23 protein-coding genes are annotated in these 21,195 nt (G+C 71.9%); 12 read left to right on the top strand and 11 right to left on the bottom strand.

Annotated elements, in window-relative coordinates; all coding sequences use genetic code 11:
* Positions 1-57 precede the first annotated feature (57 nt).
* Both ACFVSL_RS17960 and ACFVSL_RS17955 read right to left on the bottom strand, forming a co-directional pair.
* Positions 58-666 (bottom strand): ankyrin repeat domain-containing protein, encoded by a 609-nt coding sequence (locus ACFVSL_RS17960; RefSeq protein ID WP_386942349.1) that lies wholly within the window; start codon positions 664-666, stop codon positions 58-60.
* A gap of 146 nt (positions 667-812) precedes the next feature.
* The gene (locus ACFVSL_RS17955; protein ID WP_386942348.1) at positions 813-1,796 is read right to left on the bottom strand and encodes an SMP-30/gluconolactonase/LRE family protein; all 984 of its coding nucleotides are present in this window, start codon (positions 1,794-1,796) and stop codon (positions 813-815) included.
* A gap of 146 nt (positions 1,797-1,942) precedes the next feature.
* On the opposite strand from ACFVSL_RS17955, the gene ACFVSL_RS17950 reads away from it, so the two are divergent.
* Together ACFVSL_RS17950 and ACFVSL_RS17945 are read left to right on the top strand one after the other, a co-directional pair.
* Entirely contained in the window at positions 1,943-3,229 is a 1,287-nt protein-coding gene (locus ACFVSL_RS17950; RefSeq protein ID WP_386942347.1) for a sensor histidine kinase, read from the top strand.
* A 44-nt stretch (positions 3,230-3,273) separates the two neighbouring features.
* Positions 3,274-3,885 carry a response regulator gene (locus ACFVSL_RS17945; RefSeq protein WP_386942471.1) on the top strand — a complete coding sequence of 204 codons (612 nt, stop codon included), beginning with the start codon at positions 3,274-3,276 and terminating at the stop codon, positions 3,883-3,885.
* A gap of 30 nt (positions 3,886-3,915) precedes the next feature.
* Here ACFVSL_RS17945 and ACFVSL_RS17940 read toward each other — a convergent pair whose 3' ends face one another.
* Positions 3,916-5,136, bottom strand: a complete 1,221-nt coding sequence (locus ACFVSL_RS17940) for an AAA family ATPase (protein ID WP_386942346.1) — start codon at positions 5,134-5,136, stop codon at positions 3,916-3,918.
* Positions 5,137-5,246: 110 nt separating this feature from the next.
* Here ACFVSL_RS17940 and ACFVSL_RS17935 point away from each other — a divergent pair, with 110 nt between their 5' ends.
* Genes ACFVSL_RS17935 through ACFVSL_RS17905 form a run of 7 tightly spaced genes read left to right on the top strand, consistent with a single transcriptional unit; the run spans position 5,247 to position 12,797 of the window.
* Positions 5,247-8,210 carry a Na+/H+ antiporter subunit A gene (locus ACFVSL_RS17935; RefSeq protein WP_386942345.1) on the top strand — a complete coding sequence of 988 codons (2,964 nt, stop codon included), beginning with the start codon at positions 5,247-5,249 and terminating at the stop codon, positions 8,208-8,210.
* On the top strand, positions 8,207-8,722 hold the full coding sequence (locus tag ACFVSL_RS17930) for a sodium:proton antiporter (protein ID WP_386942344.1): 516 nt from the start codon (positions 8,207-8,209) through the stop codon (positions 8,720-8,722). Before ACFVSL_RS17935 ends, ACFVSL_RS17930 begins: the two co-directional genes overlap by 4 nt.
* On the top strand, positions 8,719-10,305 hold the full coding sequence (locus tag ACFVSL_RS17925; protein ID WP_386942343.1) for a Na+/H+ antiporter subunit D: 1,587 nt from the start codon (positions 8,719-8,721) through the stop codon (positions 10,303-10,305). The genes ACFVSL_RS17930 and ACFVSL_RS17925 overlap by 4 nt, the downstream gene beginning before the upstream one ends.
* The gene (locus ACFVSL_RS17920) at positions 10,302-10,940 is read left to right on the top strand and encodes a Na+/H+ antiporter subunit E (protein ID WP_386942342.1); all 639 of its coding nucleotides are present in this window, start codon (positions 10,302-10,304) and stop codon (positions 10,938-10,940) included. The genes ACFVSL_RS17925 and ACFVSL_RS17920 overlap by 4 nt, the downstream gene beginning before the upstream one ends.
* Positions 10,937-11,209 (top strand): monovalent cation/H+ antiporter complex subunit F, encoded by a 273-nt coding sequence (locus tag ACFVSL_RS17915; protein ID WP_386942341.1) that lies wholly within the window; start codon positions 10,937-10,939, stop codon positions 11,207-11,209. Before ACFVSL_RS17920 ends, ACFVSL_RS17915 begins: the two co-directional genes overlap by 4 nt.
* Positions 11,206-11,565, top strand: a complete 360-nt coding sequence (gene mnhG / locus ACFVSL_RS17910) for a monovalent cation/H(+) antiporter subunit G (RefSeq protein WP_386942340.1) — start codon at positions 11,206-11,208, stop codon at positions 11,563-11,565. Before ACFVSL_RS17915 ends, mnhG begins: the two co-directional genes overlap by 4 nt.
* Before the next feature lie 38 nt (positions 11,566-11,603).
* Entirely contained in the window at positions 11,604-12,797 is a 1,194-nt protein-coding gene (locus ACFVSL_RS17905) for a hypothetical protein (RefSeq protein ID WP_386942339.1), read from the top strand.
* 79 nt (positions 12,798-12,876) lie between these two features.
* Here ACFVSL_RS17905 and ACFVSL_RS17900 read toward each other — a convergent pair whose 3' ends face one another.
* From ACFVSL_RS17900 to paaA, 7 genes are all read right to left on the bottom strand, one after another.
* Positions 12,877-13,251, bottom strand: a complete 375-nt coding sequence (locus ACFVSL_RS17900) for a hypothetical protein (protein WP_386942338.1) — start codon at positions 13,249-13,251, stop codon at positions 12,877-12,879.
* Between the two features lie 262 nt (positions 13,252-13,513).
* Positions 13,514-14,299 (bottom strand): enoyl-CoA hydratase/isomerase family protein, encoded by a 786-nt coding sequence (locus ACFVSL_RS17895; RefSeq protein ID WP_386942337.1) that lies wholly within the window; start codon positions 14,297-14,299, stop codon positions 13,514-13,516.
* Between the two features lie 32 nt (positions 14,300-14,331).
* A complete protein-coding gene (gene paaE, locus ACFVSL_RS17890) occupies positions 14,332-15,516 on the bottom strand; it encodes a 1,2-phenylacetyl-CoA epoxidase subunit PaaE (protein WP_386942336.1) in 1,185 nt (394 codons plus the stop codon).
* Positions 15,516-16,043, bottom strand: coding sequence for a 1,2-phenylacetyl-CoA epoxidase subunit PaaD (paaD, locus tag ACFVSL_RS17885; protein WP_386942469.1), 528 nt, complete (start codon positions 16,041-16,043; stop codon positions 15,516-15,518). The genes paaE and paaD overlap by 1 nt, the downstream gene beginning before the upstream one ends.
* A 5-nt stretch (positions 16,044-16,048) precedes the next feature.
* A complete protein-coding gene (paaC, locus tag ACFVSL_RS17880) occupies positions 16,049-16,915 on the bottom strand; it encodes a 1,2-phenylacetyl-CoA epoxidase subunit PaaC (RefSeq protein WP_386942335.1) in 867 nt (288 codons plus the stop codon).
* Positions 16,912-17,217, bottom strand: a complete 306-nt coding sequence (gene paaB, locus ACFVSL_RS17875; RefSeq protein WP_157422835.1) for a 1,2-phenylacetyl-CoA epoxidase subunit PaaB — start codon at positions 17,215-17,217, stop codon at positions 16,912-16,914. Before paaB ends, paaC begins: the two co-directional genes overlap by 4 nt.
* Positions 17,217-18,200, bottom strand: coding sequence for a 1,2-phenylacetyl-CoA epoxidase subunit PaaA (paaA, locus tag ACFVSL_RS17870; RefSeq protein WP_386942334.1), 984 nt, complete (start codon positions 18,198-18,200; stop codon positions 17,217-17,219). Before paaA ends, paaB begins: the two co-directional genes overlap by 1 nt.
* 148 nt (positions 18,201-18,348) lie before the next feature.
* Here paaA and paaI point away from each other — a divergent pair, with 148 nt between their 5' ends.
* The 3 genes from paaI (at position 18,349) to ACFVSL_RS17855 (ending at position 20,811) form a co-directional block, all read left to right on the top strand.
* Positions 18,349-18,759 (top strand): hydroxyphenylacetyl-CoA thioesterase PaaI, encoded by a 411-nt coding sequence (paaI, locus tag ACFVSL_RS17865; protein ID WP_386942333.1) that lies wholly within the window; start codon positions 18,349-18,351, stop codon positions 18,757-18,759.
* A 95-nt stretch (positions 18,760-18,854) separates the two neighbouring features.
* The gene (gene paaK / locus ACFVSL_RS17860; RefSeq protein WP_386942466.1) at positions 18,855-20,114 is read left to right on the top strand and encodes a phenylacetate--CoA ligase PaaK; all 1,260 of its coding nucleotides are present in this window, start codon (positions 18,855-18,857) and stop codon (positions 20,112-20,114) included.
* Positions 20,115-20,181: 67 nt separating this feature from the next.
* The gene (locus ACFVSL_RS17855) at positions 20,182-20,811 is read left to right on the top strand and encodes a TetR/AcrR family transcriptional regulator (RefSeq protein WP_386942332.1); all 630 of its coding nucleotides are present in this window, start codon (positions 20,182-20,184) and stop codon (positions 20,809-20,811) included.
* A 30-nt stretch (positions 20,812-20,841) separates the two neighbouring features.
* On the opposite strand, the gene ACFVSL_RS17850 is transcribed toward ACFVSL_RS17855, so the two are convergent.
* On the bottom strand, positions 20,842-21,030 hold the full coding sequence (locus ACFVSL_RS17850) for a hypothetical protein (protein WP_386942331.1): 189 nt from the start codon (positions 21,028-21,030) through the stop codon (positions 20,842-20,844).
* Positions 21,031-21,195 lie beyond the last annotated feature (165 nt).

Raw genomic sequence — 21,195 nt, 5'->3', positions numbered from 1 at the left:
CCTCTCGGCGGCGGATGCGTCGCGCGTCCCGGCGAGGCATCCGCCGCCGTTCGCTGCTCAGTCGAGCAGCGCGACAATCTCGTCGTAGCCGCTCGCGCGGGCGTGCTCGAGCGCGGTGACGCCGCCGCGATCGGCGATCGAACGGTCGGCGCCGCCCTCGAGCAGCACCCGCACGGTCTCCTGATGGCGCGGCCCGCCGTCGCCGAGGATGACGGCCTCGAGCAGCGCCGTCCAGCCGAGGTCGTTGACGTGGTCGACGTCGATGTCGGTCTGCAGCACGCGCTCGAGGTACTCGACGTGGCCGCGCTCCCCCGCGGGGATGATCGAGATGCCGCCGTAGCGGTTCACGATCGTGAAGTCGGGCTCGGCGGCGAGCAGCACCTCGGCCATCGCGACGCTGCCCGTGACGCCCGTGACGAGCCACGGGGTGTCGCGCTGGTCGTCGAGCGCGTCGGGGTCGGCACCGGCGGCGACGAGCACGCTCGCGGCCTCGACGTGGTCGGCCGCGGAGGCCAGCAGCAGGGCGGTGCGACCGCGGGCGTCGCGCGCCTCGAGCGCGGCGCCGGCGCGGACGGCGAGGGAGACGGTCGCGGCGTCGCCGGCGGCCGCGGCGCTGAGCAGGGTGCCGTCGGGGTCGGGGAGCACGGGGGCGGGGGTCTCGGTCATGGTGACATCCTCTCGTGGCGGGGCGGTCGGCGAAGCGGACGTCGAGCGCGGCGCGTCGGAGCCGGAGGGGCCGCCGCCCGCCGCGCACCCCGTGAGCAGCAGCGCCGCCGCGACGATCGCGACGGCGCTGCGACGACCGGTGCCGGTCAGCCCCACGGCGACCCCACGATGTCGTACGGGCCCGAGGCGGCGGGCTGCTCGTCGAACTTGCTGTCGACCGCGAGCAGGCGCCCGTGCAGCATCTTGGCGGTCGTGTAGACGCGGTCGGGGTCGCTCGTCCGCTGCTCGATGCGGTGCACCGCGTCGCCGTCGGCCGAGACGCGCATGGTCGCGACCATCTTGGAGAAGTTGCGGATGACGGTGAGCCGGTTGCCCTGGCGCACGAGGCCGTCGGCGTTCACGAGGTCGGCGCCGTGCGTGTCGATCTCGGTCGCGGCGGCGGTCGTCGCATCGAATCGCCACAGCTGCCCGGTGTTGCCCTGGGCGACGACGAATGCGCTCCGGTCGGCCGAGAGCACGATGCCGCCGAGGTTGAACCCGGCCGCGCGCTCGACCGTTCCGGCGGCGTCGGCCCAGAGCTCGGCCCGCCAGGTGCCGCCCTCTTCGGCGACGCGGAAGATCTGCGGGTCGTTCGAGTTGGTGAAGTAGGCGGCGCCGTCGGCGCCGATCGCGACGTCGTTGAGGAACGCGTCGGGCGTGCCGGGCACGCGGAGCGCGGCGAGCAGCTCGCCCCCGTTCGAGTACACCCACAGGTCGGGGCGGTCGGGGTTGCCGATGCCGTTCGGGCCGCCGGCCACGTAGACGTTGCCTGCGGCGTCGACCGTCACGCCGCGGGCGGTGTAGCGGCCGTCGGTGCCGTCGCCCGCGAGCCACTGCTCGGCCTGCGGGTTCCGCACGTCGCCGCGGTGGATCTCGCCGCCCGTGACCTCGCTGACGTAGAAGAGGCCGCGGCGCTCGTCGGCGCCGATGCCCTCGAACCGCGAGCCCGCGGCGTCGCCCGGCACGGTGTAGCGGTCGGGGCGGCCGCCGTCCGCGGCCTGCGCGGCGTCGGCGCCGTTCGACAGCGTGGCCGACGCGATCCCGGCGGTGAGGCTCGCCGTGGCGAGTGCGATGGCGATGGTGCGCTTCATGGTTCTCCTCGGTTCAGCACGCCGGTCATCGACGTGCACTCCCAGCCTCGGGGCGGTATCCGGCACGGGCGTCGGGCGATCGGCTGCACTTGGATAGCCGATCGGATGATGCCGGCCGGCGGCGCCCGTGCCTAGGCTTGGCGATCATGTCCGTCTCCGACCAGACCGGCCTCCGGGGCATCCTCGCGCCCGTCGCCAGCCTCGACCGCTGGTTGCAGATCGTGTTCCTCGCCCTGCTCGCGACCTCGGCCGTGCGCTATCTCGAACGCCACGGGTTCGGCCCCGACGGCGTGCTCGTGCTCGCGGGCGCGGCCCTGCTCGCGATCGCGTACTCGGTGCGCCCGCTGCTGCCGACGCGCGCCTGGTGGCCGACCGCGTGGGTGGTGACCGTCACGGTGCTGTGGGCGCTGCTCACGCTCGCGGCGCCGTCGTTCGCGTGGTGCGCCGTGCCGCTCGGCTTCGCCGTGCTCCAGGTGCTGCCGTTCCGGGGCGCCGTGGTCGTCGTCGTGCTCATGACGGGCCTCGTCACCGTGGCCGAGCTCCGCATCGCCGACGGCGTCGACCCGACCGTGATCGCCGGCCCGATCGGCATCGCCGTCGTCACGGTGCTCGTCTACCGGGCGCTGCAGCGCGAGTCGGCCGAGCGGCAGCGGCTGCTCGACGAGCTCACCGACGCGCAGGACGAGCTGCTGCAGGCGCAGCACCGCGCCGGGGCGCTCGCGGAGCGCGAGCGGCTCTCGCGCGAGATCCACGACTCGGTCGGGCAGCAGCTCTCGAGCATCAACCTCCTGCTGCAGGCCGCCGAGCAGGACTGGTCGTCGCGACCCGATGCGGCGCGCGGGCACGTTCACACCGCCGCGGCGACCGCCCGCGAGGGCCTCGACGAGGTGCGCCGGGTCGTGCGCGACCTCGCGCCCGCCTCGCTCGAGGGCGGCAGCGCCGAGGCACTGCCCGACGCGCTCGAGCGCCTGGTCGCGGATGCCGCCGCCACCGGCGACGGCGCCGCACTCGAGTTCCACCGCCACGGCGACGCCCGTGCCGTGCCCGCGGCGGTCGCCGGCGCCCTGCTGCGCAGCGCGAGGGGCGCGCTCGCGAACGCGCTCGAGCACGCGCGGGCGCGGCGCGTCGTGGTGAGCCTGACGTTCCAGCCCGACGAGGTGCGCCTCGACGTGCGCGACGACGGCGTCGGCTTCGACCAGTCGGGGCCGAGCCGACGGGGAGCGCCCGAGCGCGGCCAGACCGAGCGCGGCCTCGGCGAGCGCGGCCTCGGCGAGCGCGGTCCGGCCGAGCGCGGCCACGGGCTGCGCGGGCTTCGCGACCGCGCGCAGGAGCTCGGCGGCCGCGCCGAGATCGAGAGCTCGCCGGGCGAGGGCACGACGGTCTCGGTCGCGTTCCCGCTGACGGGCGACTCGGGCGAAGGCGGTGCGTCGTGACCGGGGCATCCGGCGCCGAGCCGAACACCGAGGTCGTTCGCGTGATGCTCGTCGACGACCATCCCGTCGTCCGCGCCGGGCTCGCGGCCCTCCTCGCCGGTCGCGCCGAGTTCGAGGTCGTCGCCGAGGCGGGCGACGCCGACGAGGCCGTCTCGAAGGCGCGGGCGTACCGCCCCGACGTCGTGCTCATGGACCTCAACCTCGGCGCGGGGCCCGGCGGGGTCGAGGCGACCTCCCGGCTGCGCGCGCTCGACGAGCGGCCCGCCGTGCTCGTGCTCACGACCTACGACACCGAGGCCGACATCCTGCGGGCCCTCGAGGCCGGCGCGGGCGGCTACCTCCTGAAGGACGCGCCGCCCGAGGAGCTGTTCGCGGGCATCCGCGCGGTCGCCCGCGGGGAGACCGTGCTCGCGCCGTCGGTCGCCGCGACCCTCGTGCGCCGCGCGGCCGCGCCGGGGCCCGTCGTCACCGAGCGCGAGGTCGAGGTGCTCGAGCTGCTCGCCCAGGGGCTCGGCAACAAGGAGCTCGCGCGGGAGCTGCTCGTCTCGGAGGCGACGGTGAAGTCGCACCTCTCGCACATCTACGCGAAGCTCGGCGTCGACACCCGCGCGGGCGCCGTCGCCGCCGCGATCGAGCGGCGCATCATCCGCCGCTGAGCCGCGGCGGGCTCGGTGCTCGCCCGGCGCTCAGTGCTCGCGGGGCTTGCGCTTCTGCACCTGGGGCACGACGAGCTCGGGCACCGCGCGGCGCATGAAGCGATCGAAGTCGGGCACCGTGAAGGCGGCGTAGCCGTGCTCGGGCGTGTAGAGCAGGCCCATGTCGATGAGCTCAGCGCGGGTCGGCCCGACCTGGGTCGACTCGCGGCCCATCACGCGCGCGACGTCGGCCGCCTTCTGCGGCGCCGGGCCGAGCTCGGCCATCGCGCGCATGTAGGCGGTCTGCAGCGGGGTCGCCCGGTCGAGCCGCACGCGGAAGAACGAGCCGTCGAGCTTCGACTCGTAGGCCTCGCGCGCGAGCTCGACGTCGTCGCGGTGCACCCGGCCCCCGGTCGCCACTCCCCAGACCTGGTAGCCGAGCTCCTGGATGAAGTACGGGTAGCCCTGGGTGATCTCGGTCGCGAGCTCGACGGCGTCGTCGTCGAAGACCACGCCCTCGACGAGCGCCGGCTCGACGAGGGCCCGGCGGGCGTCGTCGTCGCTCAGCGAGCCGATCACCGGGAACTTGAACAGCCGCTCGGCGTACGACTTCGCATCGCCGGCGAGTTCGGCGATCTGCGGCAGCCCCGCACCGACGAGCGTGATGGGCAGCTTGCGCTGGACGGTCTTGTGCACGGCCTGGATGAGCGCCTCGAGCTGCGTGCGACCGAGGAACTGCACCTCGTCGATGAGCAGCACGACCCCTCGCTCGCGTTCGGCGGCCGCCTCGCCGAGCGCGACGAACACGTCGGTGAGGTCCATCGCGAGGTCGCCGTGATCGCCCTCACCCTCGGCGGGCGGGATGTCCCACGAGACGCTGAACGTGCCCTGCTGGTCGACCGACACGGCGAACGCGCTCAGCACCTCGGCCGCCCTGCGGCTCAGCTCGGTCCAGCGGGCGCGGGGCGAGAGCCGCAGCAGCGCGGCCTTGAGCTGCGAGAACATCGCCTGGCGGAAGCGCACGTCGTCGTGCTTGCTCGCCTCGATCTCGACGACCTCCCAGTGGGCCGCGTTCGCGAGGTCCATGAACTGCCCGAGCAGCACGGTCTTGCCCACCCCGCGCAGGCCGGTGATGATCATCGACTGCTCGGTGCGGCCGCGCTCGAGGCGGCTGAGCAGCACCCGGAAGCCCTCGAGCTGGTCGTCGCGGCCGACGACGATCTCGGGCGCGGCACCCGCGTTCGGGGTGTACGGATTGCTGATGGCATCCATGTCGGCGATCTTAGAGGTTTTAGAAGGTTTTATCCATCATGAATAAAACGGACTAAAGTCTTTCGATCCTCCCGTAGACTGAAGACTCGGCGCGAGCGTGAGGAGTGTGGATGATTCTCTCCCTCGTGCTGTTCGGCGCCCTCGCCCTCGTGACGCCGCTGCTGACCCGCGTGCTCGGGCGCCGCGTCTTCGCCGTCATCGCGTTGCTGCCCGCCGCCGTGTTCGTGCTGCTGCTGACCTGGCTCCCCGGTGTGCTCGCCGGCACCCCGGTCGTCGAGACCGTCGAGTGGATCCCGGCGCTCGACATCGCGCTGAGCTTCCGGCTCGACGCCCTCGCACTGCTGCTCGCGCTGATCGTGACCGGCATCGGCGCGCTCGTGCTGCTCTACTGCATGAACTACTTCGCCGACGACGAACCCGCACTGGGGCGCTTCGCCGCGCTCCTGCTCGCCTTCGCCGGGGTGATGTTCGGCCTCGTCACCGCCGACGACGTCTTCGTGCTGTTCACCTTCTGGGAGGCGACGAGCGTGCTCTCGTACCTCCTCATCGGCCACTACACCGGTCGGAAGGAGAGCCGCGGTGCGGCACTGCAGGCCCTCACGGTGACGACCTTCGGCGGGCTCGCGATGCTCGTCGGCCTCGTCATCCTCGCCGTCGAGGGCGGCACGACGAGCCTCGCCGAGCTCGTCGCGAACCCCGTCACGGGCGCGGCCGGCGAGTGGGCGATCGCGCTCGTCCTCCTCGGCGCGGTCTCGAAGAGCGCCCTCGTCCCGTTCCACTTCTGGCTGCCCGCCGCGATGGCGGCGCCCACCCCGGTGTCGGCGTACCTGCACGCCGCGGCGATGGTGAAGGCCGGCGTCTACCTCGTCGCGCGCCTCGCCCCCGGCTACGCCGAGCTCGAGGTGTGGCATCCCATCGTCATCGGGCTCGGCGGGCTCACGATGCTCGTCGGCGGCTGGCGCGCACTGCGCCAGTACGACCTCAAGCTCCTGCTCGCCTACGGCACGGTCAGCCAGCTCGGCTTCCTCATCATGGTGACGGGCCTCGGCACCCGTGACGCCGCACTCGCGGGCGTCGCGCTGCTGCTCGCCCACGCGCTGTTCAAGGCGACCCTCTTCCTCGTCGTCGGCATCGTCGACCACGCGGCCGGAACGCGCGACTGGCGCAAGCTCTCCGGCCTCGGCCGCCGCATGCCGGTCATCGCCACGATCGCCTTCCTCGCGGCCGCCTCGATGGCGGGCCTGCCGCCGCTCCTCGGCTTCGTGGCGAAGGAGGCGGTCTTCACGGCCGAGCTCGAGTCGGCCCTCGCGGGCGACACGTGGGGCTGGATCGCCCTCGTCGCCGCGTTCCTCGGCTCGGTGCTCACGGTCGCGTACACGGTGCGCTTCGTCTGGGGCGCGTTCTTCACCAAGGCGGAGGTCCCGCCCACGCCCCTGCACCGCGAGAGCCCCGCGATCGGCATCGCGCCCGCGATCCTCGCCGGGGCGTCCGTCGTCTTCGCGTTCGCCGTGCCGCTCATCGAACCCCTCCTCGCCGCCTACGCCGACGAACTGCCGGGCGGCCACGAGTACCACCTCGCGCTCTGGCACGGCCTCGAGCCGGCGCTCGCCCTGTCGGCCGCGGTGTTCGCGCTCGCGGCCCTCCTCGTCTGGGGCCGGCAACGGGTGGCCCGCATGCAGGCCGCCATGCCGCCCGCGCTCGACTCGGCGCGCGGCTACCTCGGCATCGTGTCGTTCGTCGACCGCCTCGCCGCCCGGGTGACCACCGCGTTCCAGGTGCGCGGGCTCGCCGGCTACCTCGCGATCATCATGGTCGTGTTCATCGGCGGGCTCGGCACCGCGGCGATCCTCAACGCCTCCTGGCCCGGCGGCGTGCGGCTGTGGGACTACCCCGCCCAGCCGTTCATCGCGTTCATCATGTCGATCGCCGCGATCGCCGCCGCGATCGTGCGCCGCCGCGTGACTTCGGTGCTGCTCGTCGGCGTCACGGGCTACGGGCTCGTGCTGCTCTTCGGCATGTCGGGGGCGCCCGACCTCGCGCTCACCCAGGCCCTCGTCGAGACCATCACGATCGTCGTCTTCGTGCTCGTGCTGCGACGCCTGCCGAAGCAGAGCGCCGTGCACCCGACCGCGCTCGGCCGCGCGACCCGAGCCGTGATCGGCGTGCTCGCCGGTCTCGTGATGGGCGTCATCGGCCTCGTCGCGCTCAGCGCCCGCATCGAGCCGACGATCTCCGAGGGCCTTCCGGCGCTGAGCATCGAGGCCCACGGCAAGAACATCGTGAACGTCATGCTCGTCGACATCCGCGCGTGGGACACGCTCGGTGAGATCTCCGTGCTCGTCGCCGTCGCGACGGGCGTGGCGAGCCTCATCTTCGTCTCGGGCCGCACGGGCGGGGCGCCGCGCCTCGACGAGCAGCCCGACCGCCGCAACCGGCTGCAGCCGGTGCTCGAGCCGGCCTCGAGCATCCGCGCGGCGAAGCCGCGCCTGGCCGAGGTCGACGACGAGACCGACGCCGCCGCCGAGGCCCACGAGAACCGCCAGACCTGGCTGCTCGCGGGTCGCACGCTCTCGCCGCGCAACCGTTCGATCCTCATCGAGGTGCTCGTGCGGCTGCTCTTCCACCCGGCGATCATCGTCTCGGTGTACCTGCTCTTCGTCGGCCACAACGCCCCGGGCGGCGGATTCGCCGGCGGCCTGCTCGCGGGGCTCGCACTGGTCGCCCGCTACCTCGCGGGCGGACGGTACGAGCTCGGCGAGGCCGCGCCGGTCGATGCCGGTCGCCTGCTCGGCACCGGCCTCCTGCTCGCGGCGGGCACCGCCGCCTCCTCGCTGCTCTTCGGCCTCACCGCGTTCGAGTCGACCTGGTTCGAGGCCGACGTGCCCGTCCTCGGGCACCTCTCGATCGGCACCTCGACGCTCTTCGACATCGGCGTCTACCTCGTGGTGGTCGGGCTCGTGCTCGACATCCTCCGCTCGCTCGGCGCCGAGGTCGATCGGCATCAAGAAGAGGTCGAGGGCGACCCCGAGGCATCCGACCCGACTGCCGCCGACCGCGAGGGGGCCCCGGCATGACCGCATCGCTCACTCTCGTCGTCCTCATGGCGGTGCTCTTCGGCGCCGGCATCTCGGTGATGCTCGAGCGCAGCCTCACGCGCGTGCTCATCGGGTTCCTGCTCGTCGGCAATGCGGTGAACATCCTCATCTACCTCATGAGCGGCACGCCCGGCCTCGCGCCGATCCTCGGCGAGGGCGTCGACGCCGACGAGATCTCCGACCCGCTCCCCCAGGCGTTCGTGCTCACCGCCATCGTCATCAACCTCGGCATCACCGCGTTCATGCTCGCCCTGATCTACCGCTCCTGGTGGCTGGCGAAGCTCGGGGCGAAGGGCGACCTCGTCGACGACGAGGCCGAGCTCGCAGAGGACGCCGAGGAGACGGCCGACCTCATCCGCTCCTCCGCCGCCGACGACGAGGCGATCCAGTCGCTCATCGAGGCGAGCGACGAGGAGTTCGACGGGATCGACGACGAGCTCGAGCGCGAGGCATCCACCCGTGACGCCGACGACGAGGAGGCCCGCCGATGACCGCCGTGCTCGTGCCCCTCGTCGTGCTCCTGCCGATGCTCGGCGCCGCGACCGCGCTCATCCTCGGCCGGCACCGGCGCGCGCAGATGGCCGTCGGCGTCTCCGTGCTCGCCGCGGTCACGGTCATCGCGGCCGTGCTGCTCGTCGCGGTCGACACGACCGGGCCCGCCGTCGTCTACCTCGGCGCGTGGGACGCCCCCTGGGGCATCACCCTCGTCGTCGACCGCCTGTCGGCGATCATGCTCGTCATCTCGGCGATCATGCTGCTCGTCGTGCTCGTCTACTCGGTCGGCCAGGGCATCGCCGACCAGCACCGCGAGACGCCGGTGTCGATCTTCCACCCGAGCTACCTGATCCTGTCGGCGGGCGTGTTCAACGCCTTCATCGCGGGCGACCTGTTCAACCTGTACGTCGGTTTCGAGATCCTGCTCGCGGCGAGCTACGTGCTGCTCACCCTCGGCGGAACGGGCGAGCGCATCCGCTCTGGCGTCACGTACATCATCACGAGCCTCGTGTCGTCGCTGTTCTTCCTCTCGGCGATCGCGCTCATCTACGGTGCGACCGGCACCGCGAACATCGCCCAGCTCTCGGTGCGCCTCGCCGAGCTGCCGCAGGACGTGCAGCTCATCCTGCACCTGCTGCTGCTCATGGCCTTCGGCATCAAGGCGGCCGTGTTCCCGCTGTCGTTCTGGCTGCCCGACTCGTACCCGACGGCGCCCGCCCCGGTGACGGCGGTGTTCGCGGGCCTGCTCACGAAGGTCGGCGTCTACGCGATCATCCGCACCGAGACGGTGCTCTTCGTCGAGAGCGACGTGTCGACGCTGCTGCTCGTGATCGGCGGGCTGACCATGCTCATCGGCATCCTCGGCGCGCTCACGCAGGCCGACATCAAGCGACTGCTCTCGTTCACCCTCGTGAGCCACATCGGCTACATGGTGTTCGGCATCGGGCTCTCGAGCGTGATCGGGCTGACGGCCACGATCTACTACGTGGTGCACCACATCACGGTGCAGACGGCGCTGTTCCTCACGACGGGGCTCATCGAGCGCTTCGGCGGCGCGACGTCGATCACCCGCCTCGCGGGCCTGCTCAAGGCCTCGCCGCTGCTCGCGGTGCTCTTCTTCATCCCCGCGATGAACCTCGGCGGCATCCCGCCCTTCTCGGGGTTCCTCGGCAAGGCCGGCCTCTTCCTCGCGGGCGCGCAGGGCACCGCGGAGGGCAGCCCGTCGGGGCCCGACTGGCTCATCTGGGTCGTCATCGCGGCGGGCGCGGCGACCTCGCTCATCACGCTGTACGCGCTCACCCGCTTCTGGAACATGGCGTTCTGGCGCGGCCGCGACGAGCTCGAGGGCTACGAGTCGGTGCTGCTCGGCTCGGTGCTCGAGGCGCCCGAGGGGGCGACCGTCACGGCGACCCGCACGACGCCCGTGCTCATGGTCGTCGCGACCGCCTCCCTCGTCGCGATCACGGTCTGCCTCACCGTCTTCGCCGGCCCGCTGTTCGACCTCGCGGGGCGCGCGGCCGAAGGGCTCAGCGACCCGTCGGCGTACGTCTCGATCGTCTTCCCCGAGGGGGTGCGATGACCCACACGAACGAACCGGTCTCGCGCTGGCGCTCGGTCTGGCGGCAGTTGCCGCTGCTCGTCGCGCTGCTCGTGCTGTGGCTCCTCCTCTGGGATCACATCGACGCGCTCAGCCTCGTCACCGGGGTGCTGCTCGCGATCGCGGTGACCCGTGCCCTCTACCTGCCGCCGGTGCTGCTCAGCGGCCGGTTCAACCCCTGGCGCGGCCTGCTCCTCGGACTGCGGATGATGGTCGACGTCATGTTCGCCTCGCTGCAGGTGGCGGCGTACTCGATCTGGCCGTGGTGGAAGCCGATGAACTCGATCATCGTCGTACAGCTGCACACCCGCTCCGACCTCGTGACGACGCTCACCGCCGAGGCGATCTCGGTCGTGCCCGGCACCGTCGTCGTCGACATCGACCGCGAGCGCGGCCTGCTCTACCTGCATGCGCTCGGCACCCGCACCCAGGCCGACATCGACCGCACGCACCGCCAGGTGCTCGGCACCGAGGAGCGCATCGTGCTCGCGATCGGCACGCACGAGCAGGCCGAGGTGGTGCGCGCCGAGCGTCGCGCCCGGCGTGCGGGCGAGCGCACGACGAGCCACTCCGACATGCACCAGGGGCCGTCCGGCCGGAACGGAGGCACGCCGTGACCTTCCTCACCCTCGTCTCGATCATCGCCGGCCTCATGTTCGGCATCGGCGCGATCGCCGCGGTCGTCCGCATCATCAAGGGGCCGTCGATCCTCGACCGGGCCCTCGCGACCGACGTGCTGCTCGCGATCGCGATGTGCGCGCTCGGTGCCGAGATGGCGATCAACCGGCACACCGACACGCTCGTCGTGCTGCTCGTGCTCGCGATGTTCGCGGTCGTCGGCTCGATCTCGATCGCACGCTTCATGGCGAAGCAGGATGCCTCGTGAACGCCGCCGAGATCGCCGTCGGACTGCTCATCCTGGTGAGCGCGTTCCTGTCGATGGCGGCGGGCATCGGCATCGTGCGCTTCCCCGACGTGCTGACCCGGCTGCACGCCGCGACGAAGCCGCAGGTGCTGGGCCTCGCGACGGTGCTGCTCGCGATCGCACTGCGCGCACCCACGTGGGGCGTCATCAGCACCGTGATCGTGATCATGACGTTCCAGCTGCTCACGCAGCCGATGACGGCGCACATGCTCGGCCGTTCGGCCTACCGCACCGACCACGTCCGCCGCGATCTCCTCATCGAGGACGACCTCGGCCGCGACATCGCCGAGCACGACGAGCACCCGGCGGAGCGCTGAATGCGGGCGATGCCCTCTCGCGCAGGTACGATCTGCGGATGAGCCAGGCCCAGCCGACGACGACCGCGCGGTTCGACGCCGCCCCGCTGCTCGATCGGGTCGACCGCGCGTCGGTGCGGGAGTACGAGGTCCGCAGCGGCTTCCGTCGGAGCGGCGCCGGCGTCCCCTGGTACGGTGCCGTCTTCGGCCTCCTCCTCGGCGGCTTCGCCGCCGTCATCGTCGCGCTGCCCCTCGCCGGCGTGGTGATGCTCGTCGACGGCGCGCTCGAGGCCTGGATGGGCACCGGCATCCCCGGCGACCTCGTGTTCCCACTGGCGCTCGCCGGCGCCGTGACGATCATCGCGGGCGTCGCCTGGTACGCCGTGGCGTCGTCCCGCCTCCGGGGCGAAGCCCGATTCCGGGTCGCTCGCTTCGCCGCCGCCAACGGGCTCGAGTTCGTGCCGCGCCTCGTCGAGCCCGAGGCCCCTGGAATGATCTTCGGCCTCGGCACCGACCGCGTCGCCAGCGAGATCGTGCGCCTGTCGGACCCCCGGCCGGTCGAGATCGCGAACTACCAGTACGTGAAGAAGACGACGAAGACGCATGAGACGTTCCAGTGGTCGTACCTCGCGTTCACGCTCGATCGCGAGCTGCCGCACATCGTGCTCGACGGCGTCGGCAACGACTCGAGACTGCTCGGCTCGAATCTGCCCGTCGCCCTCGCGACCGCGCAGCGTCTCTCGCTCGAGGGCGACTTCGACCGGCACTTCACCCTGTACTGCCCCGAGGGCTACGAGACCGACGCGCTGTACCTCTTCACGCCCGATCTGATGGAGCGCTTCGTCGACGCCGGCGGAGACCTCGACGTCGAGATCGTCGACGACCGCCTGTACGTCTACGCGGGCGGCGGGCGATCGTTCTCGAGCGCCGACCCCGCGATGTGGGAGTGGGTGTTCACGACGGTCGACGCCCTGAACGCGAAGCTCGAGCGATGGGAGCGGTGGCGCGACGAGCGCCTCGCCGAGCCGAGCCGAGCCGGTGCCGAGCGCCCGTCCTCGGCCGAGGGTCCCGGTACCACGAGCGCCGCCGACCCGCTCCCCGTCGGCCCGCTTCCCGCGATCCCCCGCGGCGTCGCGCCGCAGGGGCGACGGCTCAAGCAGCGGATCCCGCTGATCGCGTTCCTGCCGATCGTCGTCATGGTCGGCATCTGGTTCTGCATCCCGCTGCTCGAAGCACTCGGCCGAGGCGGCTGAGCGCGGGTCCCTGTCGACTCAACTCAGCCCTGCCCGGCGGACTCCGGCGGCGCGGCCGGCGTTTCGGAACGCGGTGCGCTCAGCGCGTGATCGCGCTCCCGAACGCACCGATGAGCGCACCGACGATCACCGCGCCGACCATCACCGCCATCGCGAGGCCGGCCGGTCGCAGGCTCCGCCGACGTTGCACGAGCCGCACGATCGTGACGATCAGCCCCGTGACCGCTGCGCTCACGACGACGAGCACCGTGATGCCCGCGCCGACGCGCTTGACGATCGTGCAGCCTTCGGTCGTGCACCCCATCGCATCGAGGCCGATGAGCAGGCCGGCCACCAGAGCGAGCCCGCAGACGAGGAGCATGACGATGAGGAGCGCCGTCGTGAGCACCCCGTTCACGATCGGATCCTGCGGCGGGCCCGCCGGCCGCACGTCCGTATCCAGCGGTTCGGTCATGCGTCGGTTCTCCACCCGGGTTCGATTCGGTCATGAGGTGCGGGGGCGCTCATTACCAGGCTCCGCCGATCGGACCGGCGGTGAGGTTCTTCCAGAGTTCATTCTCGGTGGCGATGCCGCTCTCGCGAATCTCGAGTGCTCCTCCGGACTCCGGCGAGACCTGGTATCCGAGCACCACTGCGTCCCCCGGTTCACTGCACGCCGACGACGTCGTCGTCGAATCTCTCGGCGACTCGCGTCTCCGGATTGCCGGGGGAGAACCTCAGCCCCGCCCGGTGAACGCGGGCGTGCGCTTCTCCTGGAAGGCGGCGAAGCCCTCGCGGTAGTCGGCGGTGTCGCAGAGCGCGGCCTGCGCGCGGTTCTCCTCGGCCATCGAGGCCCAGAGCCCGAGCCGTTCGTCGCGGAGCGATGCGACGAGCCGCTTCGAGGCGACGAACGCCTGCGTGGCGCCCTGCGCCGCGCGGGCGGCCGCTGCGCGGGTGGCCTCCAGCACCTCATCGGCGGGGAACGCCTGGGAGAAGAGGCCCGCGGCGACGGCCTCGGCCCCCGTCATGAGCCGGCCGCTGACGATGAGGTCCATCGTGCGGTGCGCGCCGAGCCGCTCGACGAAGAGGGCATGGCCGCCCGAGTCGAGGGTCGCGCCGAGGTTCGCGAACGGCGAGCCGATCTTCGCGGTGTCGGCGACGTAAACGATGTCGCTCGCGATGAGCAGGCCGAGTCCGACGCCGAGGCAGGCGCCGTGCGCGACGGCGAACGTCGGCACCGGGATGGCGGCCATGCGCTGCAGCAGCGGCTCGACGATGCCGCCGAGGTAGCCCTGCACGTCGTCCTCGCGGGGATCGACGCCCGAGATGTCGCGGCCCGCGCAGAACGCGCGGCCCTCGCCGCGCAGCACGAGCGCCCTGACCTCGCCCGACTGGGCCAGGCGCTCGGCCTCGGCGTAGGCCGCCGAGAGCTCGCCGAGCGCCGTCTCGTCGAGCGAGTTGAGCTTCTCGGGCGCGTTCAGCACGACCTCGGCGACGCCGTCGGCCACGGTGAGTTCGATCATGTACGGGTTCCTCCTGCTCAGACGTCGTCGGCTCAGACGTCGTAGTCGACGACCACGCGCTCCGACTTCGGGTGCGACTGGCACGTGAGCACGTAGCCGCGCTCGAGCTCGTCGGGTTCGAGGGCGTAGTTCTCGGTCATGTTCACACTGCCCTCGACGACCCGCGCACGGCAAGTGCCGCAGACGCCGCCGGCGCACGCGAACGGCACGTCGGGCCGCACCCGCAGCGCGGCGTTGAGGATCGACTCGTTCGCCGAGACCGGGCTCTCGACGGTCGACGACTGCCCGTCGAGCGTGAACTCGATCGCCACCGTGTCTTCGCCCTGCTTCACCTCGACCGGGCGACCGTGGCGCGGCTCGACCCGGTCGGCGTCGGTGGTGAACAGCTCGTAGCGCACGTGCGCGGCGGGCACGCCCCGCGCCTCGAGGGTGTCGCGGGCGAGCTGCACGAGCTCGAACGGCCCGCAGAGGAACCACTCGTCGACCGTCTCGGGCCGGATCAGCACGTCGAGCATGGTGTCGAGCTTCTCGGCGTCGATGCGGCCGGAGAGGATCGGCGCGGTGCGCTGCTCGCGCGAGAGCACGTGGTGGAGCGCGAGCCGCGAGGGGTAGCGGTCCTTCAGCTCGGCGAGCTCCTCGAGGAACATCACGTCGAGCGTCGAGCGGTTCGTGTAGACGAGCTCGAACTCGGAGGTCTCGGAGCGGGCCAGCACCGTCTCGGCGAGCGCCATGAGCGGGGTGATGCCCGAGCCCGCCGCGATCGCGACGACGTGCTTGCCGTCGAGCGCGTCGAGCGTCGAGGTGAAGGTGCCCTGGGGGCTCATCACGTCGAGGGTGTCGCCCGCCTGCAGCTCGCTGTTCGCCCAGCTCGAGAAGATGCCGCCGAGGTCGCGCTTGATGCCGACCGAGATGCGGCCGGTGCCGTCGTCGGCGACGTGGGGCGGGCGGCAGATCGAGTAGCTGCGCCGGCGCTCGTGCCCGTCGAGCTCCTTGCGGAGGGCGACGTACTGGCCGGGCAGGTAGCTGTACTCGTCGGCGAGCTCGGCCGGCACGGTGAAGGTCACCTCGACGGCGTCGCTCGTGAGCGGCCGCACCTCGGCGACCTCGAGCGAGTGGAATCGCGCACGACGGCGCTTCGTCACGTGCTCGCCGCCGACGGTCGCGTTGAGGAAGGCCTCGGCCGCCGTCTCGGTCGAGCCCAGGTTTCTCGCCGCCATCAGATCACCTTGAAGTAGTCGAAGGGCTCGAGGCAGGTGCGGCACTCGTAGAGGGCCTTGCACGAGGTCGAGCCGAAACGGGCGATCTCGCGGGTGTCGAGCGAGTCGCAGCGGGGGCACTTCACCGCGAGCTGCACGCGCACGGGGCCCGAGCCCCGCGCGGCGGCGAGGCCGGTCGGTGCCTGGATGCCGTAGCGGCGCAGCTTCTGCTTGCCCGCCTCGGTCATCCAGTCGGTGGTCCAGGCGGGCGCGAGCACGAGGTCGACCCGCACCTCGTCGTAGCCCGCGTGCGTGAGCGCGAGCACGACGTCGTCGCGCATGGCGTCCATCGCGGGGCATCCGCTGTAGGTGGGGGTGAGCTCCACGTGCACGGCGCCGTCGTCGGCGACCTCGACCGTGCGCAGCACGCCGAGGTCCTCGATCGTGAGCACGGGGATCTCGGGGTCGGTCACGGTCGCCGCGACCTGCCAGGCGGTGCGGGTCTCGGTACGCTCGCCGGCGCTCGCACCTCGACCACCGGTCCGCATCGCGGTCACCACGACGCCCCCGGGTGCTGGCGGGCGAGCACCTGCATCTCGGCGAGGAGCGGCCCGAGGTGCTCGGTGTGCATGCCCCGTCGTCCGCCGCCCGAGGCGGTGTAGGCGGTGCGGCCCGAGGGCCGTTCGAGCCCGGCCTCGGCGAACACCTCGTCGACGGCCGACTCGAACGCCGGTCGCAGCGTCGACGGCAGCACCGCGACGCCGTCGGCGGCAAGGCGCTCGGTGAGCTCGTCGTCGGCGAACAGCTCGTCGGCGTACGGCCAGGTGACCTCGACGCCGCGGATCATGCGGCGGCGCGACTCCTCGGTGCCGCCCGCGAGTCGCAGCACCCACTGGGTCGCGTGGTCGCGGTGGTAGTCGACCTCCTTCACCGACTTCGCGGCGATCGCCGCGAGGGTCGGGTCGGTCGACCCGGCGAGCGCGCGGTAGAGCTCGTAGAGGTAGAGGGATGCCACGAGCTGACGCGCGATCGTGCACGCGAAGTCGCCGTTCGGCTGTTCGAAGAGCCACGCGTTGCGCCACTCGGGCTCGTCGCGCCAGTAGGCCAGGTCGTCTTCGCTGCGGCCGGTCGCGCTGCCGGCGTAGTGCAGCAGCGAGCGGGCGTGCCCGATGAGGTCGAGGCCGATGTTGCCGAGGGCGACGTCCTCCTCGAGCTCGGGCGCACGGGTGATCCACATGCCGAGCTGCTGGGCGAGCACGAGCGCGTCGTCGCCGAGGCGCAGGGCGTACTCCGCGGCATCCTCGGAGGCGACGCGACCGGCGCCCTCCTCCGAGCCGGCGAGCTCCTCGGCGAGCGCGACCCGGTCGACCGAGACGTCGCCGTGGACGTCACCGTGGGGGTCGAAGTCGTCGCCGCTCACAGGTGCTTCACCCCTTCGCTCTTCGTGTAGTACACCGCGTGCCGGTAGTTCTTGCCGGCCGGGCTCTCGAAGAAGGCGCCCTTCGCGTCGGGGTCGCTCGTCGTGACGGCGTCGGCCGGCACGACCCAGATCGAGACGCCCTCGTTGCGGCGCGTGTAGAGGTCGCGCGCGTTGCGCACGGCCATGTCGGCGTCGGGCGCGTGCAGCGAGCCGACGTGGACGTGGCTGAGGCCACGGTTGGCGCGCACGAAGACCTCCCACAGGGGCCAGGGCTCGGTTCCCATCTCACCGGGGGTCGACATCATGCCACCGCCTTCACTCGTTCGGCCTGCTTGCGGGCGTACTCCGCAGCCGCTTCGCGCACCCACGCACCTTCTTCGTGGGCCTCGCGACGGCGGCGCAGGCGCTCGGCGTTGGCGGGGCCGCGGCCGGCGAGCACCTCGTTGAACTCGGTCCAGTCGATCTCGCTCATGTCGTACTCGCCGGTCTCCTCGTTGAAGCGCAGGTTCGGATCGGGCAGGGTGACGCCGAGCACCTCGGCCTGCGGCACGAGCATGCCGACGAAGCGCTGGCGCAGCTCGTCGTTCGAGAAGCGCTTGATGTTCCACGCCATCGACTGCGCCGAGTTCGGCGACTGGTCGTCGGGCGGGCCGAACATCTGCAGGGCGGGCCAGTACCAGCGGTTCACCGAGTCCTGCGCCATCTGCCGCTGCTCGGGCGTGCCCTGCATGAGCTCGAGCAGGATCTCGAAGCCCTGCCGCTGGTGGAAGGACTCCTCCTTGCAGATGCGCACCATCGCGCGACCGTACGGGCCGTACGAGGCGCGGCAGAGGGGCACCTGGTTGCAGATCGCGGCGCCGTCGACGAGCCACCCGATCGCGCCCATGTCGGCCCAGGTGGGAGTCGTGTAGTTGAAGATCGACGAGTAGCGCGCCTTGCCCTCGATGAGCTGCTCCATCATCTCGTCGCGTCCGATGCCGAGGGTCTGCGCGGCCGAGTAGAGGTAGAGCCCGTGGCCCGCCTCGTCCTGCACCTTGGCCATGAGGATGGCCTTGCGCTTGAGGCTCGGCGCGCGCGTGATCCAGTTCGACTCGGGCTGCATGCCGATGATCTCGGAGTGCGCGTGCTGGCTGATCTGGCGGATGAGCGTCTTGCGGTAGGCCTCGGGCATCCAGTCGCGGGGCTCGATGCGCGAGTCCTTCGCGATGAGCTCGTCGAAGAGCGCCTGGCCCTCGTCGTCGGGCGCCTGATCGGCGACCGGGCTGAGCACGGTGGCTGCGGTCATCATCGACTCCTGTGTCTCGGTGAGGATCGGGGCGCTTCGCGAATGACGGCGCCTCGTGGCATCCAACATTACTAACCGATCGTTCAGTTAGTATATAGTCATCGTCAGCGTCGCAGCAACGGCGCCCGAACTCGATGAGGAGTCGAACATGACGGAAGCCGCGACCGCCCCGAACCGCGCGATGATGCAGCGCGACCTCGCCTCCGCGGCGCTCGGCATGGTCGTCGAACACGACGACCCCGGCCACGCCGTCGTCTCGATGCGCGTGCGCGACGACATGACCAACGGCTTCGGCATCACCCACGGCGGCCTGGTCTTCACCCTCGCCGACACCGCCTTCGCGATCGCCTGCAACGAGGACGAGACCGTCACCGTCGCCGCAGGCGCCGACATCACGTTCCTGAAGTCCACCGTCGCGGGGCAGACCCTCACCGCGACCGCCGTCCGCCGCACCCGGTCGGGCCGCACCGGACTGTACGACGTCTCGGTCGTCGACGAGCACGGCGACGCGGTCGCCGAGTTCCGCGGCCGTTCCATCTCCACCAACCGCACCCTCTGACCAGCACGGAGTCCCACGTGTCGACGACGACCACCTCCCCCACCGTCTCGGGCCTCGTGCCCCCGCGCCCCGACGAGCTCGACCCCGAGGAGCGGATGACCCGCGCCGAACTCGAGGCGCTGCAGCTCGAGCGGCTGCAGCAGACCGTCGCGCACGCCTACGCGAACGTGCCCCTCTACACGGCGAAGTTCGACGCGGCGGGCGTGCACCCCCGTGACATCCAGACCCTCGCCGACGTCGCGAAGCTGCCCTTCACCACCAAGGAGGACCTGCGGCAGACCTACCCCTTCGGCATGTTCGCCGTGCCGATGGCCGAGGTCGCGCGCATCCACGCCTCGAGCGGCACCACCGGGCGCCCGACCGTCGTCGGCTACACGAAGGGCGACCTCGACCGCTGGGCGACGCTCATCGCGCGCTCGCTCCGCGCGAGCGGCGTGCGCCCCGGCATGAAGGTGCACAACGCCTACGGCTACGGCCTGTTCACCGGCGGGCTCGGCGCCCACGCGGGCATCGAGAAGCTCGGCGCGACGGTGATCCCGATGTCGGGCGGCCAGACGGCCCGCCAGGTGCAGCTCATCGTCGACTTCGAGCCCGACGCGATCCTCTGCACGCCGAGCTACCTGCTCACGATCGCCGACGCCATGGTCGCGGCGGGCATCGACCCCCGCTCGACCTCGCTCAAGACCGCGGTCCTCGGCGCCGAGCCGTGGACGAACGAGATGCGCCACGAGCTCGAGCAGCGCCTCGGCATCGACGCGCTCGACATCTACGGCCTCAGCGAGGTCATGGGCCCGGGTGTCGGCAACGAGTGCATCGAGACGAAGGACGGCCCCCACATCTGGGAGGACCACTTCCTGCCCGAGGTCATCGACGGCGACTCGGGCGCCGTGCTCGCCGACGGCGAGATGGGCGAGCTCGTCTTCACCTCCCTGACGAAGGAGGCGTTCCCGGTCATCCGGTACCGCACCCGCGACCTCACGCGCCTCCTGCCGGGCACCGCACGCCCCGCGATGCGCCGCATCGAGAAGATCACGGGCCGCAACGACGACATGATCATCCTGCGCGGAGTGAACCTCTTCCCGACGCAGATCGAGGAGATCGTGCTCGGCATCGAGCAGCTCACGCCGCACTTCATCCTCGAGCTCACCCGCGAGGGCCGCATGGACGCGATGACGGTGCGCATCGAACGTCACCCCGACCTCTCGCGCGAGGTGTGCGAGGCGGCGACCGAGGTGCTCGCGAAGCGCATCAAGGTGCTCATCGGCTCGACCGTCGAGGTGCGCCTCGAGGAGCCGGGCGCGCTGCCGCGCAGCGAGGGCAAGTACAAGCGGGTCTACGACCTGCGAGGCCAGTGAGGGCGGCCGCCGCGCGCCGCAGCGGCGCAGCCGGGTGCGGCGGCCGGCGAGTGAGAGACTTGGGGCGATGAGCGAGAACGGATCACTCCGGCGGGGCCGCCCGGGCTACGACCAGCAGGGCATCCTCGACGTCGCCGTCGCCGCCTTCAACCAGTACGGCTACGACGCGACCTCGATGGGCGTGCTCGCCGATCGGCTCGGCCTCTCGAAGTCGGCCATCTACCACCACTTCGCCTCGAAGGACGAGATCCTCGAGCGCGCCCTCGACGACGCGCTGAGCGCGCTCGAAGGGGTGCTCGGCGAGGCGGATGCCACGGGCGGCCGCGCGGCCGATCGCCTCGACCTCGTGCTGCGGGGCGCGGTGCACGTGCTCGTCGCGAAGCTGCCGACCGTCACGCTGCTGCTGCGCGTGCGCGGCAACACCGAGGTCGAGCGCCGCGCGCTCGCCAGACGGCGCGCGTTCGACCGCGCGATCACGGCCCTCGTCGAGGAGGCCCAGGCCGAGGGCACGCTGCGCAGCGACCTCGACGCGAGCGTCGTCGCACGACTCGTCTTCGGCATGGTCAACTCGATCGTCGAGTGGTACCGGCCGGGCGGCCGCGAAGACGCCGACAAGCTCGCCGACGACGTCATCGCGATCGCGCTCGACGGGCTGCGCATGCCCACGTCGAACCGGGTGCAGGAGCTGCTCGGCTGAAGCGCCCGGGCACGGCCGTTCGTGCCCGGCTCAGGCCGTCGCCCACCCGCGGCCGGCGGCCGCGGCGCGGCGCGCCCGCCGCACCCGGCGGCGACGCGGCTCGGTGCTCGCCGGCTCGGCGAGCCGTTCGGCCGCGACCCGGCGCCGCTCGAGCTCGTGCGCGAGTCGCGCCTCCTCCGCGGCGCGGAGGTGCGGGAAGGTGCTCTCCGAGATCAACATGTCGACTCCTCCTGCTCGGTCGACTTCGAGCCTGCGCTCTGAGGTGGGGGCGCGGCATCCGGCGATCGCCTTAACTTCGCGCCGCGCGGCCCTGAGGCCGGCGCCGCACCGCGCCGGAGACGGATCGGGCCGCGCACCCCGAGGGATGCGCGGCCCGATCACCGG

Origin of the sequence: Agromyces sp. NPDC058064, assembly GCF_042885275.1 — a bacterium.
Lineage (GTDB): Bacteria > Actinomycetota > Actinomycetes > Actinomycetales > Microbacteriaceae > Agromyces.
This window is presented reverse-complemented; position numbering and strand designations above follow the sequence as displayed.